16 protein-coding genes are annotated in these 17608 nt (G+C 38.8%); 3 read left to right on the forward strand and 13 right to left on the reverse strand.

The window, feature by feature from the left end:
- Positions 1-3: 3 nt before the first annotated feature.
- Genes H4J56_RS13705 through H4J56_RS13725 form a run of 5 tightly spaced genes read right to left on the reverse strand, consistent with a single transcriptional unit; the run spans position 4 to position 5450 of the window.
- Complete coding sequence (locus tag H4J56_RS13705) at positions 4-273, reverse strand: K+/H+ antiporter subunit F (RefSeq protein ID WP_182176009.1); 270 nt, start codon at positions 271-273, stop codon at positions 4-6.
- Positions 267-803: a Na+/H+ antiporter subunit E gene (locus H4J56_RS13710; protein WP_070374295.1), complete on the reverse strand. Its 537-nt coding sequence runs from the start codon at positions 801-803 to the stop codon at positions 267-269. Before H4J56_RS13710 ends, H4J56_RS13705 begins: the two co-directional genes overlap by 7 nt.
- Entirely contained in the window at positions 803-2320 is a 1518-nt protein-coding gene (locus tag H4J56_RS13715) for a monovalent cation/H+ antiporter subunit D (protein WP_182214016.1), read from the reverse strand. The genes H4J56_RS13710 and H4J56_RS13715 overlap by 1 nt, the downstream gene beginning before the upstream one ends.
- Positions 2317-2661, reverse strand: a complete 345-nt coding sequence (locus tag H4J56_RS13720; RefSeq protein WP_070374297.1) for a Na+/H+ antiporter subunit C — start codon at positions 2659-2661, stop codon at positions 2317-2319. Before H4J56_RS13720 ends, H4J56_RS13715 begins: the two co-directional genes overlap by 4 nt.
- Positions 2661-5450 carry a monovalent cation/H+ antiporter subunit A gene (locus H4J56_RS13725; RefSeq protein WP_182259474.1) on the reverse strand — a complete coding sequence of 930 codons (2790 nt, stop codon included), beginning with the start codon at positions 5448-5450 and terminating at the stop codon, positions 2661-2663. Before H4J56_RS13725 ends, H4J56_RS13720 begins: the two co-directional genes overlap by 1 nt.
- Positions 5451-5729: 279 nt before the next feature.
- Between H4J56_RS13725 and H4J56_RS13730 the strand changes: the two genes are divergently transcribed.
- Positions 5730-6203 carry an Lrp/AsnC family transcriptional regulator gene (locus H4J56_RS13730; protein WP_070374299.1) on the forward strand — a complete coding sequence of 158 codons (474 nt, stop codon included), beginning with the start codon at positions 5730-5732 and terminating at the stop codon, positions 6201-6203.
- A gap of 74 nt (positions 6204-6277) precedes the next feature.
- Here H4J56_RS13730 and H4J56_RS13735 read toward each other — a convergent pair whose 3' ends face one another.
- The 5 genes from H4J56_RS13735 to H4J56_RS13755 form a co-directional block, all read right to left on the reverse strand.
- A complete protein-coding gene (locus tag H4J56_RS13735; protein WP_182259475.1) occupies positions 6278-6946 on the reverse strand; it encodes a hypothetical protein in 669 nt (222 codons plus the stop codon).
- Between the two features lie 164 nt (positions 6947-7110).
- Positions 7111-8445, reverse strand: coding sequence for a DUF3300 domain-containing protein (locus tag H4J56_RS13740; protein WP_182259476.1), 1335 nt, complete (start codon positions 8443-8445; stop codon positions 7111-7113).
- Positions 8446-8550: 105 nt separating this feature from the next.
- Complete coding sequence (locus H4J56_RS13745; protein WP_182259477.1) at positions 8551-9888, reverse strand: ATP-binding protein; 1338 nt, start codon at positions 9886-9888, stop codon at positions 8551-8553.
- Between the two features lie 26 nt (positions 9889-9914).
- Positions 9915-10589, reverse strand: a complete 675-nt coding sequence (locus H4J56_RS13750; RefSeq protein WP_070374303.1) for a response regulator transcription factor — start codon at positions 10587-10589, stop codon at positions 9915-9917.
- 5 nt (positions 10590-10594) lie between these two features.
- Positions 10595-10882, reverse strand: coding sequence for a PepSY domain-containing protein (locus H4J56_RS13755; RefSeq protein WP_182214025.1), 288 nt, complete (start codon positions 10880-10882; stop codon positions 10595-10597).
- A gap of 256 nt (positions 10883-11138) precedes the next feature.
- Between H4J56_RS13755 and H4J56_RS13760 the strand changes: the two genes are divergently transcribed.
- Positions 11139-11987 (forward strand): choice-of-anchor H family protein, encoded by an 849-nt coding sequence (locus tag H4J56_RS13760; protein WP_182259478.1) that lies wholly within the window; start codon positions 11139-11141, stop codon positions 11985-11987.
- A 95-nt stretch (positions 11988-12082) separates the two neighbouring features.
- Here the strand turns inward: H4J56_RS13760 and dnaJ are convergent, their stop codons facing one another.
- The 3 genes from dnaJ to grpE form a co-directional block, all read right to left on the reverse strand.
- Positions 12083-13219 carry a molecular chaperone DnaJ gene (gene dnaJ / locus H4J56_RS13765; protein WP_070374306.1) on the reverse strand — a complete coding sequence of 379 codons (1137 nt, stop codon included), beginning with the start codon at positions 13217-13219 and terminating at the stop codon, positions 12083-12085.
- Positions 13220-13375: 156 nt separating this feature from the next.
- Complete coding sequence (dnaK, locus tag H4J56_RS13770; RefSeq protein WP_070374307.1) at positions 13376-15289, reverse strand: molecular chaperone DnaK; 1914 nt, start codon at positions 15287-15289, stop codon at positions 13376-13378.
- A gap of 281 nt (positions 15290-15570) precedes the next feature.
- Positions 15571-16224, reverse strand: coding sequence for a nucleotide exchange factor GrpE (gene grpE, locus H4J56_RS13775; protein WP_182175999.1), 654 nt, complete (start codon positions 16222-16224; stop codon positions 15571-15573).
- Between the two features lie 455 nt (positions 16225-16679).
- On the opposite strand from grpE, the gene nadK reads away from it, so the two are divergent.
- The gene (gene nadK, locus H4J56_RS13780) at positions 16680-17561 is read left to right on the forward strand and encodes an NAD(+) kinase (protein ID WP_070374309.1); all 882 of its coding nucleotides are present in this window, start codon (positions 16680-16682) and stop codon (positions 17559-17561) included.
- Positions 17562-17608 lie beyond the last annotated feature (47 nt).

The following is a 17608-nucleotide window of genomic DNA, read 5'->3' on the forward strand; positions in this document are numbered from 1 at the left end:
CCCTTACTCTATAATATCGCCACGCAGCAAATACTTACATACCGCAACAGTACTAACAAATCCTAACATAGCGATTAACAGCGCTGCTTCAAAATATAATGCAGTGCCCATACTCATACCGTATAAAATGATCAATGCGATTGTATTGATATACATCGTATCGAGTGCAAGTATTCTATCGGGTATAGAAGGTCCCATTAATAAGCGCCATACATTTAATAATAACGACAAACCTATCATAGCAAAAACAATTGAAATTACAGTTTCTAACATTGAAACATCTCCTTAAGAGGCGCTTCATAACGTTGTTTAATCATTTTTATTAAGGCCTGTTCATCTTTTAGATCTAAAACGTGTATTAGCAAAAACTGTTGTTCAAGCTTTTCACCTTCACTTAAGCTTTCTCTCCAAGGGTACACTTCCGCACTGACAGTGCCTGGCGTTAATGACACAGTACTTGCCAAAATAGTAATGGGCAAACTGTGTGTTAAGTCTAATGGTACTTTAACAAACCCAGGTGTTAGTTTTTTAGTGGGCCCTAATATTAAAATAGCAACCTGAACATTGGCCGTAATAATGTCATATAAAACCAACGCTAAATGGCGCAACGCTAAACCAGGCTTAATAATGATGGGTTGCTTTGTTCTAAACGGGCTAGTCACCAAAGGAATGACTATCGCTAAAGTAGTGGCTAAGAAAATATGCCCTGCTGACAAGCTGTTATTTAACACCAACCAGACAGTAAACAGTACCAGGCTCATTAAAGGAGCGGGTAGCCATTTAAATCGTGTTTCTAATCGCATTACTGTCCTCCTGAAAGGATAAGTTTAATGTTGTTATTAAAATCATGTAACTGGGTAGCTGCACCAATGGCATACTCACTTAATGGTCCAGCAAAAATAGTCATTAATGGCGCACCAGAGATGAGAATAAGCAAGGCGACTAATTGCGCTGGATGAACACGTTCTTGCTTTGTATCAGTGGTTATTTTAGCATGATGATGCCAAAACAAAGTGCTACCTGCTTTAGACACAGCAAATAATATAGCTAAACTTGCAAAAAGATATATTGGCCAAAACACCAAGGTATATTCAGCATTTAAAGTTGCTTTAAGCAGCCATACTTTTCCAATGAAACCAGACAAAGGTGGCATGCCTATCACCGCAATCGCAGCAATCAAAAAACAAGCGCCAAGCAACTTTGGCTGAGAAACAGCAGAGCCTGCAGAAATACGGTCGGCAACATCACCACGTTGGCGACCAATTAAGTCAGCTAAAATAAAGAGTGCTGCTGTAACCAACGTTGAGTGCACTAAGTAATAGATAGCTGCGGAAGTTGCTTCAATAGTTTGTACCGCAACTAATGCAACCAAGGTACCCACCGACACAATCACCAAATTAGCGATTAACTTTCTTAAATCTTTACTGGCTAAAACACCTACCGCGCCCATAGCAATTGTAGCAAGCCCTAACCACCACAACCAACTTTGCGCCATATGAGTTAATTCGCCCGCTTCATCACCAAATATAAGTGTATAAACACGCATCATTGAATAGACACCCACTTTGGTCATAATGGCAAATAATGCCGCGACAACAGGTATTGCTGTTGCATAAGTATTAGGTAACCATAAATGTAGTGGTAGCAAAGCGCCTTTTAAAGCAAATACCACCAATAATAACATCCCACCAATTTTGGCTAAGTAAACATCATCACCTTGTAAAAGTGCTACTTTCTGAGCCATATCAGCCATATTTAGTGTACCTAATACACCATATAAAATCCCTAAAGCAATCAAGAAAATCGCTGAGCCAACTAGATTAAGGATCACGTACTGCAAAGCAACTCGGGTATTTTTTTTATCTCCACCATGCATTAGCAACGAATACGAGGCGATAAGTAATACTTCAAAAAAGACGAATAGATTAAAAGCATCGCCGGTTAAGAATGCGCCGTTGACCCCTAAAATTAAAAAATGTACAAGTGGATGAAAAAAACTCCCTTTATCATCATCTCCTGCACTCGCATATAACACACAGACAACACCGAGCAATGTCGTTAAACACACTAATAATGTCGAGAGGGGATCAGCAACGAGTACAATACCAAAGGGTGCACTCCAATCGCCGATAGCATAAACCTGAGTACCATCAGCTTGGACTTTGAGTAGTAAAGCCAATGAGACGGCAAATGTAAAAACGCTGAGTACGACAGAAGCCACTCTTCGGGTACTTTTATTGGAGCCAAAGGGAGGCATCAATAAAATAACACCCGCGAGTATCGGCAATAAAATCGGTAAAAAGGTCAAATTCTGGATCATACGTTTACCTTTTTATCTTTTTCTGGCTGGCCATCTACATGGTCACTGCCTAGATCTGCTCGCCCTCTGATAGCTAAAATAACCACAAAGGCAGTCATTGCAAAACCAATAACTATCGCGGTTAACACTAAAGCTTGTGGCAATGGATCGGTATATTCTGAAGAGGTTCCAAGCACCGCAGCATTATTGATGCTAAGCCGCCCAGATGAAAACAGAAATAAATTAACCGCGTAAGAAAACATCGTTAGCCCTAATACGATAGGGAACGTTCTAGAACGTAAGATTAGAAACACGCCACAAGACACTAAAAGCCCAACGCAGGATGCGTAAAGTAATTCCATTAAATTTTCACCTCTTCTTTAGGCCCGCTAGCTAATTGACCAAGACTTGCCAAAATCATTAATGTCGCGCCTACAACTGTAATATAAACACCCAGATCAAAGATCAGTGCACTGGCAAGTTCAATTTTACCAATAATGGGAATATCGAAATAGTCAAACCAAGTAGTCATGAACGGCCTACCAAAGAACCAACTACCCACACCAGTAAATGTCGCAATAGCAATTCCTGAGGCAATAATTTTCCGATAATTAATCGTTAAACGAGTAGATATCCAGGCTGAGCCGTGTGCAATATACTGTAAAATAAAGGCAACTGAGGTCACTAAGCCTGCAATAAATCCACCACCGGGAAGATTATGACCACGTAAGAAAATATAAAACGAGATCATTAATGCCAAGGGGAGTAATGACTGAGAAATACTGGCTAATAAAATAGGGTAACGCTCTTTCGCCCATAGTCGCCCTTCACTATCCCTAACAGGAAGAAGTAACGGTAGGTTGATTAAAAGCTTATAAATACCCAGCGCAGCAATACCTAATACGCAAATTTCACCTAAGGTGTCAAAGCCGCGAAAATCAACCAAAATAACATTAACAACGTTGGTACCGCCGCCACCTGTTTTAGCATTGGCTAAAAAGAATTCTGATATTGACTCAAGTGGGCGGGTAATTAATGCATAGCAAATACTCGCGACGACAACCCCTAAAGCAGCAGAGATCCCTAAATCGCGTACCACACGTAAAGAGCTAGACTCTTTGGGTGAATGCTGTGGCAAGAAAAACAAGGCCAGCATCAGTAAAACAATAGTGACGACTTCAACCGTTAATTGCGTTAATGCTAAATCAGGTGCTGAGAAGCGAGTAAACACGACAGACACCATTAAACCAACAACTGATATCATTAATAACGACACCACTCTTGCGCGGTACCAAATCACCGTACTTATTGCGCCAATCATTAATAATGCTGCGCCAATCGCGTTATGAAGATCAATTGGCGTCAATTCTTTTTCCCCGCTTAGTTGGTGCATTTCAAATAATGGCCAACCAGCAAAGATTAAAACAAAAACAAACATTAGCATTAGATAACGTTGTAAAGAACCATTTTCTATGTCGTTTATTTTTCGCTGACTCCACTTTGTGATGAGATATATACTGTCATCAAAAGCCTTCTTGGCGTTCAAGTTAGGCATAGATGCCTGAAATTGAAACAGATAACGTCGCTGGGTATACAGAAATAAACCACCGATTACGGCTATAGCACTCATCAAGAGTGGCAAATTAAAACCGTGCCATAACGCAACTTTAAATTCAGGAACATATCCACCGAGTACGGCAAAAGACGCTGCTTTTAAAATGTCATCAATAATAAAGTTAGGGAATACCCCGACGATTAAACATAAAGCGACCAGTATTTCGATAGGCACTCGCATATAACGCGGTGGCTCACTGGGTTGTTTAGGTAAATCTATAGGGTCACCATTAAAGAAAACATCGTGGATAAAGCGAGCTGAGTAAGCCACAGCTAATGCTCCTGCAACGGTAGCAAGTACAGGTATAAGCCAAGACATAGACCCAAGTAATTGTTGATGCAGTGTTTCAGCAAAAAACATTTCTTTAGACAAGAAACCATTTAACAGCGGTACACCCGCCATCGCAGCCGCAGCAACCATGGCTAACGTCGCGGTATAAGGCATAAATCGCCACATACCGTTGAGTTTCCGCATGTCACGCGTACCCGTTTCATGATCAATAATACCCGTTGCCATAAATAATGAAGCTTTAAATATGGCATGATTGATTATATGAAAAATGGCAGCAACAGCGGCAAGCTTAGTGTCCAAACCAAATAATAAAGTGATTAACCCTAAATGACTGATCGTTGAATAGGCTAACAGCCCTTTTAAATCATGTTTAAATAACGCAATATAAGCGCCGAGTAACATGGTAGTCAATCCGGTTAAACTCACCAGAATAAACCATATATCGGTACCCGCTAATGCAGGATAAAAACGCGCTAATAAGAAAATCCCAGCCTTTACCATAGTAGCAGAATGTAGATAAGCACTTACCGGCGTTGGCGCAGCCATAGCATGAGGTAGCCAAAAGTGAAAAGGAAACTGTGCCGATTTAGTGAAAGCGCCCAGTAAGACTAAAATTAGAGTGATTTCATACCAAGCATGCGCTTGAATAATTTCTCTGCTCGCTAAGATCGCATCTAAATTGTAACTACCAACGATATTACCTAGTAAAAGCAAACCCGCCAGCAATGCTAAACCACCACCACCGGTTACGATTAAGGCCATGATTGCGCCCTTTCGTGCCTCGGGTTTATGCCACCAATAGCTAATTAACAAAAACGAACTAATACTGGTTAGCTCCCAAAAGAACCAGAGCTGAATGATATTATTCGACATGACAATACCAAGCATCGCTGTCATAAATAACATCAAATAAGCATAAAGCTTGGGCATAGAGTCTTTACTACTGAGGTAATAACGGGCATAAAAGATAACTAATATGCCTATTCCTAAGATCATAAATACAAACAACAGCGCTAAGCCATCTAAACGAAAGGCGATATCTATACCCAGTAAAGGGATCCAAGAGATTGTTTCCCTAATAACCTTGCCAGCAAAAATAGCTGGCGCTAAGCTAATCGTCATCAATAATGCAATGATAGGCATTAACAACGTCAAAGCAGTTGATTGATTACGTGTTAATTTTCCCGTTCTTGAGGAAATAATACTGCCAAGTAACGATAGCAAGGGTATCCAAAGCAAAGTCATAGAGTAAGCCTTTTTATTTTTATAATTATAAGTAATGACATCGGAACATAGACATAATATGTCGCTAAACTAAATTTAACAACATTATCTCCTTATAAAAGTGTAATTGAAATTAATTTAAAAGCACTTAAGTATAAACTGAATAAAAGTTAAGCGACGAATATTCGGAAAAGCATTGTTTTTTTCGACGATTGTTTGATTATCAACCACAGTGCATTGGTTAATAAGAGAATAGTCGGTATAGTGTTAATTTACTATATAAATAGAAGACTTACCATAATGAAAAAATTAGATGATATAGATTTACGCATTTTAACTATTTTATATCGCGATGCTGATATCACTAATAAAGAGTTAGCTTCTCAAATAGGGGTGGCACCTTCTACGTGTTTAGAGCGTGTAAAGCGTATGAAACATAAAAATATAATTACCGGCGCTTGTATCGAGATTGATTTCAAAAGTTTAGGTGGAAATATAGAAGCCATTGCCGCTATTCGCTTGCAGCCCTATTCTGAAGATATTGTTAACAACCTTCGCGACGATTTACTTAAACTTCCTGAAATTGTTAGCTTATATCACATGGGCGGCAGCTATGATTACTTTATTCATATGTCAGTTAAAGACAGTGAACATTTACGACAGTTTGTCTTCAATGCAATTACCTCAAGAGATGAAGTAACCACCGTAGAAACCTCTCTTATTTTTGAACACAGTCGCAGTGGGGTATTGCCCAACTTTGATGATGAGGACTAATCAGTCTGAGTAATTATGCGATAGTGCTTTAACGCTAGAAGCCTCGTTTTAAAGAAGGCTTCTATTTATAATAATTATTTTTCAAAGTCTTTGCTTTCAAAATAAAGTGGACTTATTGTGCCACAATTGAGGAACTTATACAGCAGCTCAGTTTCTTTTGGCACAGCTGCTGAAGTACGAAAACGTGGCAAGCACCCTGCTTCTACGTCAATATTTAGTAAATGTGAAAAGCTAGGTGCTTTTTGAATTTTATGAATATAAATTTTATAATTCTTTTTCAAATCGACAACGTCATACTCTTGCTGATTACTAGAATCCTTTATATCGTCAAGTTCACGAACGTATAATTTTTTAGCAAAGGTCAAAGGTATATTTTCATAAACCAATATTCCCCCTCGAGAAAAATGCCCTGCGTATACATCAGCCATAATGACCATTTCCTCGCCTCGCATCAAACGTTGCAAATTAAAAGGCTTGGCTTTTATCGTCGTTAATTGCCCATCACGTACGGTTTGCAAAAGTGCTAAATCTTTATTCTCAATTTTATATAATAACTGTACATTACTCGGCCTATTATATGTTGTCATCACCGAAGCATATATAGCAGAACGCTGAACAAAGAGGACCATATTATGTTCGCCCATAAATGAAGGGTCTATTGGTGGCAACTCTTTAACTTCTTCATTAGCAAAGCTGGTTGAATTTAATATAATTGAAAGTAAAACAAGTAAAAGTCTTTTCATTAAAGTTCGCTCGATAAAATGTGTTTGACGTTAGGCCAACACGAGTGATTGGTCTAATTATAAAAAGTGATTATAAACCATCTATAAAAAAAGGCTAAATGAATTAACATTCAACCAATTTGTTATAAAAATACAGCGCTATAAATATAAAGTGACTAATATCGTTACTTGTCAGTCTTTGAACGCTTTGTTTTAACGACCCTACTTTGGTTATCATGCTTTTTGTTTGAACCTTGTCTTTTAGAACTAATTGAAGTATCAGCAGAACGATAAGTATGCTGCTTGGCACTTTTCTTATCGATTTTAGTGGCAAGCTGTTTGGGCCTTTCTTTCTTTACAGTTCGGCTCGCTCGGTAAACCTTTTCGGCTTTAGTTTTTTTAGACTGATCATAAGATCTGTGCTGTCTTGTTGTTGGCTTTGATACATGTTTTGATACAGGTTTTGAAAAAGTATTTGTCGCATTGTCAGTGATACGGTTTACTCGTCGAGCGCTTTCATTGGGCTTGTGCCTTATGGTAGATACCGCTCGCTTGGTATTACCTTGTAGCTTATTGTGCACGACAGCATGATTTCTATTGCTAGATTCGCTGCTCCTTACTCGCTTGTCCTTATACTTAACGCGAGTATGCTTGTTTCGATAAGCCACACCTTTACGGTGAACGGGCTGGTGTCTCCAACGTTTAGCATAGCCACCATTAGCAATTAAGTGACGAGGACGCTGTTCATAGTAGCGATATGAAGAACGACGAGTATTCGCTACAACCACCTGGCGATTATGCCAATGAAAAGCACTAAAAAAATAATCAAACGAAATATGAACGCCAGCATGCCAATAAAAGGGATTGGAGCGACTTACATAAACACTACGCTGAGGTTGCCAGTAAACAGGAGGATAAGATGACCAATGCCAAGCACCATAAACCATGCGTGTATCATAATACGGCACATAAACAATCTCCTTCTCTCTTGCTTCAATAACAATATTACTGTCTTGATAGCTAACCTCCATATTATCCATTTCACCCAGGTTTCCAGCAAGTTGAGCTTGCTTTCTTAACCGTTGAATACTTTCTAATAATATCGACTCATCTTGTAAAAAAGCATCACCGAGCTGTTGAGTCCAGGTTAAATCTTCACTAAGTCGGCTAAGAATACGCTCAAAAGCCACTAATGCTTTAACACTGGCATCCCAATTAAAATCTTTTACCGCTTGAGCCACTTGCTCAGTATTTAGTCTTGTGTTTTTCTTTAGCCAGCGATGGGCTTCGATTATTTCAATAGGATAGGTAGCAGCAATTAAGATATGAGTTAATAAGCTGTCGGGATAAAGTGCAATGGGTGCTAGCATTTGTGCTAATTCAGCTTCACTAAATAGCGGCTGCTCTTGTTGCACTTGTTGCTGAAGCGCTGACTGTGAAGGCTGTGAAGGCTGGTACTCAGCGTACAAGTTAAAGCTAACTAAGGCAGCAAAGCTGAATAAAAACGTGACTTTTTTCATCGTTATAATCCTTATGACTAATTCTAGAACACAAAGATAACAACACTAAACTGAACGTAACCTGAACAGCTTTCTCGGCTATTTGTTAACAAAGCCTACAAGGGTTTAAAAGATAAGTGTAAAAACAGCACCATTAAGTATTGTTGAGTTACTGATGGTTAATTGGCCTTGATAACTACTGACTAAATCATTAACAATAGCTAAACCAATACCATGACCCGCTTGATAGGTGTCTGCTCTGCCACCACGCGATAAAATAATATCCCGTTGAGACGCTTCAATACCCGCGCCATCATCGGCAATTTCAATCGTTAATATTTTTGCAGAACTAATCACGCTAATGGCAATTTTATGCTTAGCCGCTTTACAGGCGTTATCGAGAAGGTTTCCTAAAATTTCCATTAAATCGGCTTCATCCCCCTTAAATATAGCACTTGCATCAACATTGACGGCAAATGATAAATTCTTATCATGATATATTTTCGCTAACGTGCTGATTAGCTTGTCAACAACGGGCTTAATTTTTACACCTAAGTGCCATGAAGACTGCCCGGCACTTTGAGCTCTTTTAAGTTGATGTTCAATAATGTTATTAATTAATGTTAATTGTTCACTGGCGCTTGCTGAAATATTCTGTTGGCTTTGAATAACTGCCAGGGGATTTTTAAGGCTATGCGCTAAATCTGACAAGGCATTACGATAGCGTTTTCGTTGGTTCTCTTCCAGTGCCAATAAGGCGTTTAATTGCTGAGTCACCGGTTGTAATTCAAGAGGATAGTTGGCGTCTAGGGCTTTCTTTTGGCCTTTTTCTATATGCTCAAGCTCTTGAGATAATACAGTTAATGGTTTTAAGGTCCATAATAACCAGGCAATTTGTACAAAAACAAAGACAACCATTAATGCCAGCAGCCATGCCCATAATGTTTTTTCAAAGTCATTGAGAGCGCTTAATAAGGCTTGTTGGTCTTTTATCAGATGCAGTGTTATTTCAAAGTCTTGGCCGTTATCAGAAAAACTCGCACTAAAGCTATAAAGTAGATGAGGACTGTCCGCTAGGCTTATTTTTGAAATCAGTGTTTGCCCAACATCAGGCGATGGCAATACCGCCGTTAGAGACAAGGTCAGCAGAGATTGTGATTGCCAAAGTATTTTGTTTTTTATCGCGCCTATTTGCGTTTCTTTTGACCGTTTGGTAATTAAGGCATACAAGCCTGATTGGTTAATATTGAATTGGTTTTCTAGCAAGAGCTCCGGCATTAACAAGAGATTATTTTCAACTTCTGCCACAGTAAAAATAGAATAACTATAGGCTTTTAACTCGTTTTTCAACGCTACATTTAATTGCCGTTCAAAGGCATTCGATAAGGTTAAGCCAATAATAGGCAGCATCACTACCGTCATCGCTAACGTACTTAATAATAATCGAACTTTTAAGGAGTTCATTTACTTGGTATATCCACGTGACCTCATTAATCTAACCGCTTTAATTTATAGCCATGGCCGCGCAACGTTTCGATAAAACCATAGCTATTATCTGGGTCGAGTTTTTTTCTTAAGCGCCTGATAAATACTTCAATAACATTTGAATCGAGATCGAAGTCTTGGTCATAAATATGTTCAGTCAGTGTTGCCTTTGAAGTCACTTCGTCAAGGTGAAGCATCATATACTCAAGTAACTTATATTCTGAACTACTTAACTTTATTGCCTTATTATCGACTTCAACCTGCAAACTTTTGGTATTAAGACTTAACGGGCCATTCTTTATTAACGGACTTGCTTGCCCTGCAGAACGTCTGATCAGTGCATTTAAGCGGGCGAGTAATTCTTCAGCTTGAAAAGGTTTGGTTAAATAATCATCGGCTCCAGCATCTAAGCCAGCCACTTTATCCTGCCAACTATCTCTTGCAGTTAACACCAAAATGGGAAAGTCGATATTTTTTTCACGCAGAGATCTAATCACACTGATACCGTCTATTATAGGTAAACCAACATCTATAATAGCAGCGTCGTATGGATATTCTTGCCCTTGAAATAAGCCTGTTTCGCCATCACTCGCCACATCGACTAGATAATGAGCGGCAGTTAAATGGGCATATAGGTTTTGCTGTAAAGCAATATCGTCTTCAATAAATAACAACCGCATAGTGATCACCCTCCATTAATCTTCCCTGTCTTAGCATCAACATAAATAGAAATGATATGACCATCAGTTTTAATTAATTTTACCCGATAACCCGACTTTTTATTCTCAACTTTTAACACTTTTCCACCAAAACGACTTTTAGCTAATTTTGCGGCATCTTTACTACTTTTCACTTTCAACTGTTGCTGATTATTTTTTTGCATATTACTTGCTGATACACCCGTTCCTTGAGCCATTGCATCAATAGAAAGTGTAGCGATAAAAAGAAAAACTAACGGTAAAGCAAATTTCATGGTTATTCCAAAGACAAAGTTAAAAGTGAGTCTAACTATACATAGCCATAGCTTATTTAAAATTATAAACCTTGGCAACTGAATATCAGCTGAACATTCCTTTAAAGCCGCTATATAGATTTTATAACGTGGGGCTAACTGGAGTTCCCGCTGATAAATCAACAGATATATCAAAGCTTACCAATAAAGTGTTCAGCTTACATTCATCTTTACTGCGCTTTAATAGCAACACTAAACAAAGCCGGTAGGATATATTATGTTAATAAATAATAAAGCAGCGAAGTCAGTTCGCGCGAATTCACTTAAAAAAATAATGTTATTGATAACCTTTAGCATATTACCTTTAACTCATGTCACTGCCAGCGAATTAAAGGTTTTACCCGCTAGTGTTTCTCAAGGAGCACTTAAACACAGTATCACTGAGTCACAGCGAAAAAAAATAATTGCAACGAATAAGCTAGCCGAGCTATCCGATCAAGTCAGCGGCAAAGCGAATGCTCACATCAGAGGCTCTACACTTAATAATCAAGCCAAGAGCACGGCACAAGCAAAAAGTGGTGAAGCCACACAAAAAGTGAGTAACCACTATGATCAACAGTTCACTATTTATAGTGCGGCGAGTTTTCTGCAAGAAGATTATGACAGAGATGGCTATTATCAAACTTTCAGTGTGACTTTTGATGCAGACGTATATAGCTATAGCGAAAATCATCTCGCCGAAGTGTATGCTTTACTCTACCTCAGTAAAAATGGTGGCCCTTGGCAGCACTATTTCACCACAGATAATTTTCTTATAGAAGGCGACACTGATGCCGATGAATACGAAGTTATTTCTACATTTATGTCTGGCTATGAAAGTGATCACTACGATGTGTTAATCGACTTATATCAAGTCGGTTATCAGGGTATTGCTGCGAGTTACAGTGCGGATGACAGTAACGCGTTATACGCACTGCCGTTAGAAAGTGCTGAGTATGACCAGGCTTATACTGAAGTCATCGAAGTAATAGAAGTCGTCGAGATCAGACAAACTCATGGCGGCAGTCTGTTTGGCTTATTATTGGTATTACTCAGTGGTCTACTTATGCGAGTAAAGCGCCATTAATCATTAGCCAGAAAAACAAAAAAGCCACAAACAAGTTTGTGGCTTTTTTAATGTCTATATTTCAACAAACTTTTAGCTCATCGAATGGCAGTACTTTAGCTTTTCAGGTCATCAAAAAACTTTTTAACGCCATCAAAGAAACCGGTCTCTTTAGGGCTATGCTTTATGGTGCTTTTACCCATCTTTTCGTCTAACTGACGTAATAAATCTGCTTGATCGCCAGACAAGTTAACCGGTGTTTCTAGAACAACTTTACACATCAAGTCGCCTATTGAGTGGCTGCGTACTGATTTAACACCTTTACCACGTAAACGGAACATTTTACCCGTTTGCGTTTCTTTAGGTATTTTCAGCTTCACTTTACCTTCAAGTGTTGGTACTTCTATTTCGCCACCCAATGCTGCTGTGGTAAAGCTAATAGGCACTTCACAATAAAGGTTGTTTTCATCACGGACAAATATTTTATGATCACGTACATTTGCTTGTACATATAAATCACCTGCAGGTGCACCATGTTCACCAGCTTCACCTTCGCCTGACAAGCGAATTCTGTCACCTGTATCTACACCTGGCGGTATTTTCACTGAAAGTGTTTTGGTTTTTTCAACTCGGCCTTGACCGCGACATGAGGTACAAGGGCTAGCAATAACTTTACCTTTACCACTACATGTTGGACAAGTCTGTTGAACAGCAAACAAACCTTGACGCATTTGTACCTGGCCATGACCATGACAAGTTGTACAAGATTTTGCACTGGTACCTTTTTTAGCGCCAGAACCATCACAAGGCTCACAACTAACAAAAGTTGGTACTTTAATTTCTAAGGTTTTACCCCGAACAGCATCTTCAAGACTTAACTCTAGGTTGTAGCGAAGATCTGAACCTCGTTGTTGACGTTGCTGACGTCCGCCACCGCGGCCACCACCAAAAATATCACCAAAAATATCACCAAAATCTTGACCGAAGCCTCCGCCACCATGACCACCGCCACCGCCATGACCACCTTGTTCAAATGCAGCATGACCATATTGGTCAAACGCCGCACGCTTTTGGTCGTCATTTAGAATTTCATAAGCTTCTTTAACTTCTTTAAATAGCTCTTCTTTGTCTTTATCACCGGCATTACGGTCAGGATGAAGCTTCATCGCTAAACGTTTGTAGGCTTTTTTGATATCACGCTCAGACGCATCTTTTGATACTTCTAGCACTTCATAATAATCGCGTTTTGACATAGTGACTTCTTTTAACTGGTGTTGAAATTTTAGATATTAATTAAGTAAAATGACATTATAAATAGTTAGCTATTTTCAATGGCATTTTATAACGATTTTTAACGTAAGAAGCGCTGGTGTTTAAACCAGCGCTTATATATTTTCCGTTATTGAAGACTATTTGTCTTCTTTAACTTCTTCAAATTCAGCGTCAACAACATCGTCATCAGCTGGCGCAGCGCCGTCTGATTCAGGAGCGCCTTCTTGAGCACCGGCTTTCGCTTGAGCAATTTCCATTAACTTAGCTGATGCTTCGATAACGGCTTGAGATTTAGCTTCAATCGCTTCTTTATCGTCGCCTTTGATCTCAGTTTCAAGTTCAGTTAATGCTGTTTCAATTTTTTCTTTGTCTTCGCTTGGTAAGTCATCGCCCGCTTCTACAATTTGCTTGCGAGTGGTATGAACTAGACCGTCAGCTTGGTTACGTGCTTTAACTAATTCTTCAAACTTAGCATCTTCATCAGCGTTAGCTTCTGCGTCACGTACCATTTGTTCTACTTCTTCATCAGATAAACCAGAAGAAGCTTTAATAGTAATCTTCTGTTCTTTACCTGTGTTCTTATCTTTGGCTGTTACGTGTAAAATACCATCAGCATCAATATCGAAAGTTACTTCAATCTGTGGTGTTCCACGTGGTGCTGCATCGATACCTTCAAGGTTAAATTGACCTAAAGATTTGTTTGCAGACGCTTGCTTACGCTCACCTTGAACAACATGAACCGTTACCGCAGCTTGATTATCGTCAGCTGTAGAAAAGGTTTGTGACTGTTTAGTTGGGATAGTGGTGTTTTTATCGATAACTTTCGTCATCACGCCGCCCATTGTTTCGATACCTAATGATAATGGCGTAACGTCTAATAAAAGTACGTCAGTTACATCACCAGAAAGAACACCTGCTTGTATTGCTGCACCAGCGGCAACGGCTTCATCAGGGTTAACATCTTTACGAGGTTCTTTACCGAAAAATTCTGTTACTGCTTTTTGTACCATTGGCATACGTGACTGACCACCAACTAAGATAACATCATTGATATCACTTACTGATAAGTCTGCGTCTTTAAGCGCTTGTGCTAATGGTATTAACGTTGCTTTAACCATGTCTTCAACTAAAGACTCTAATTTAGCACGCGTTACTTTAATGTTCATGTGCTTAGGGCCGCTGCCGTCAGCTGTGATGTAAGGTAAGTTAACATCGGTTTGTTGTGCTGAAGAAAGTTCACATTTAGCTTTTTCTGCTGCTTCTTTCAAACGCTGCATTGCAAGAGGATCAGTCGTTAAATCCATACCTTGGTCTTTCTTAAATTCAGCAACAAGATAGTTGATTAAACGGTTATCAAAATCTTCACCACCTAAGTGAGTATCACCGTTAGTCGCTAATACTTCAAACGTGTGCTCGCCTTCAACTTCATCAATTTCAATAATTGAAATATCGAAAGTACCACCACCTAAGTCGTAAACAGCAATAACTTTATCGCCTTCTTGCTTGTCCATGCCGTAAGCAAGAGCAGCAGCAGTTGGCTCATTGATAATACGTTTAACTTCAAGACCAGCAATACGACCCGCATCTTTAGTTGCTTGGCGTTGTGAATCATTGAAGTAAGCAGGAACTGTGATTACTGCTTCTGTTACTGCTTCGCCTAAAAAGTCTTCAGCAGTTTTTTTCATTTTCTTTAAAACTTCAGCTGAAACTTGTGGTGGTGCAACGTTCTTATCACGTGTTGTAACCCAAGCATCACCGTTGTCAGCTTTAACAATACCAAAAGGCATAATTTTAATATCACGCTGAACTTCTTCGTCTTCAAAGCGACGACCAATTAAACGCTTAATCGCGTATAATGTATTTTTTGGGTTTGTAACAGATTGGCGTTTAGCAGGTTGACCTACTAACGTTTCGCCATCTTCTGTGTATGCAATAATTGAAGGAGTTGTACGATCGCCTTCTGCATTTTCAATTACACGTGCTTTGCCGCCATCTAGTACAGCAACACAAGAGTTTGTTGTCCCTAGGTCAATACCGATTATTTTGCCCATCTTGAGGATCTCCGAATACTAATTAAAATAAAGCTTATTAAAGTAAGATTTTTTAATAAACCTGTTGATGAAACAAATAGTGGGGGCAGTAAAATCCTTTTCAACTAATTTCCAAGAAAAAAAGTAAATTTATTTCATTATTTAGCTATTTGTGAAGATTTTTTTGTTGTTTCTCACCGATAACGATAAAACGCCCTAATAAAACTTATTTGCCTGCTAAAAACAAAAAAGCGGTAAGAAGTTTTATAGAAACTTCTTACCGCTTTTTTTAATGATATTTTTTATGCTGTGGTATCAACTACCGGAGCAGATTTAGAAACCATTACCATCGCTGGACGAATTAAACGGCCATTGAGTTCATAACCTTTTTGCATCACAGCAATAACGGTATTTGGCGCAACGCCCGGAACTTCTTGCATAGACATCGCTTGATGCAATTCAGGATTAAAAGGTTGGTCTTGTGGATCAACACCTTTAACGCCAAATTTTTCTAACGAAGCAATTAAACCTTGTAGGGTTAATTCAAGACCTTCAATAATGCCGGTGTTGTTTTCATCTTCTTTATCTATATTCTGCAAAGCACGTTCTAAATTGTCTACTGACACTAACATTTCAGCAGCAAATTTTTCTAAAGCAAATTTACGTGCTTTATCGACGTCTTGTGCGCTACGGCGGCGAATATTATCAACTTCTGCTTTAGCACGAACCACAGAATCTTTTTGATCTGCGATAGTGGTTTGCGCTGAAGAAAGGCTTAACTCAAGTTCGTTAATCTTTTCTTGCTCGGCACTAATCACTTCATGGGCATGAATATGTTGAACTTCGACTTGCTCTTCAGCTTGGTCGATAATTTCTTGCGCCATAATTTCTTCGGGCGTTAAAGCTTCTGTTGATGCTTCAGCTGTATTTTTGTTTTCTGTTGACTCATTAGTCATGAAAGCTCCAAAATAAACTAATAATATATTTAACAATATAAAGGTTATATAAATCTGATAACGGTAATTATGGGGACTTCTTGCTACGATTCAAGCTTAAATACAATTTAATTAAGTTTGTTGTTACTGAGCGCTTGTCAGCGTTTTGAGAACAAATATTATTTTTTTATATATAGTCATTCTATTTAAAAGCAATTACCTGCAGTTATCCCATCGTTTAAAAACGCTTAAAGCTCCACTTTAAAAGGCTTATAGCCTATATTATCAATTTCGAATGAATAAGCATTCTCTTCAATTAATGTCTTAACCCTAAATCTTTTAAATCTCGATGAAAGCGAAAAATTTAATCAAAATGGTAGTCAGTAAATGATTTATAAAAAAGTCAACTTTACAAGCCATGAAAATACAGCGAAACTATTATTAATCCTAAGATACAAACAACTTACTGCGTAGACATGAGCAAAATTTATAACACCATAGGTTTAATAGGCAAACCAAATCACGAAGGAGCCGGCGCAACAATAACAGCGCTCTATCAATTTCTTACCGGACAAGGTTATCAGGTATTAATTGAAAGCTCAGTTGCCCCATCAATCGATATCGATAATCTAACGATTAGTACCCTAGTAGAAATTGGTGAACAAGCTGACCTGGCTATAGTCGTGGGCGGTGATGGTTATATGTTAGGTGCCGCGAGGGTTTTATCATGTTTTGATATCGGTGTTATTGGTGTAAACAGAGGGAACTTAGGCTTTCTTACCGATTTATCGCCCGATGAATTAATTGAACCACTTGAGAAAATTTTACGTGGCGAGTCGCGCGCTGAGCAACGTTTTATTATTGAAGCAGAAGTTTATCGCCACGGAAAATTAAAAAGCTCTAACAGTGCGGTCAATGAAGCAGTGCTACACGCAGGAAAAGTAGCCAGCATGATTGAATTTGAAGTTTACATTGATGGTAGCTTTATGTTCAGCCAACGCTCTGATGGCTTAATCGTGTCAACACCTACTGGCTCAACCGCCTATTCAATGTCGGCAGGTGGTCCAATTTTAACACCCAATTTAAATGCCTTATCTTTAGTACCAATGTTTCCACACACCCTAACCAGTAGACCCATAGTCGTCGACGGCAATAGTGAAATAAAATTATTACTCGCCAATGAGAACTATGAAAGCTTACAAGTAAGTTGTGATGGCCATGTTATTTTAGCGGTATTACCAGGTGATGAAGTTATTATCAGAAAAAGTGAATATACGCTGCGATTAGTTCATCCACTAGACCATGACTACTTTAATGTACTGCGAAGTAAATTAAGTTGGGGCAATAAGCTTTATTAATTTTTAACAAATTCAAGCTGTTGAATTTTTATTCGATTAACACTTGC

The organism is Colwellia sp. BRX8-4 (genome assembly GCF_014077345.1).
Lineage (GTDB): Bacteria > Pseudomonadota > Gammaproteobacteria > Enterobacterales > Alteromonadaceae > Colwellia_A.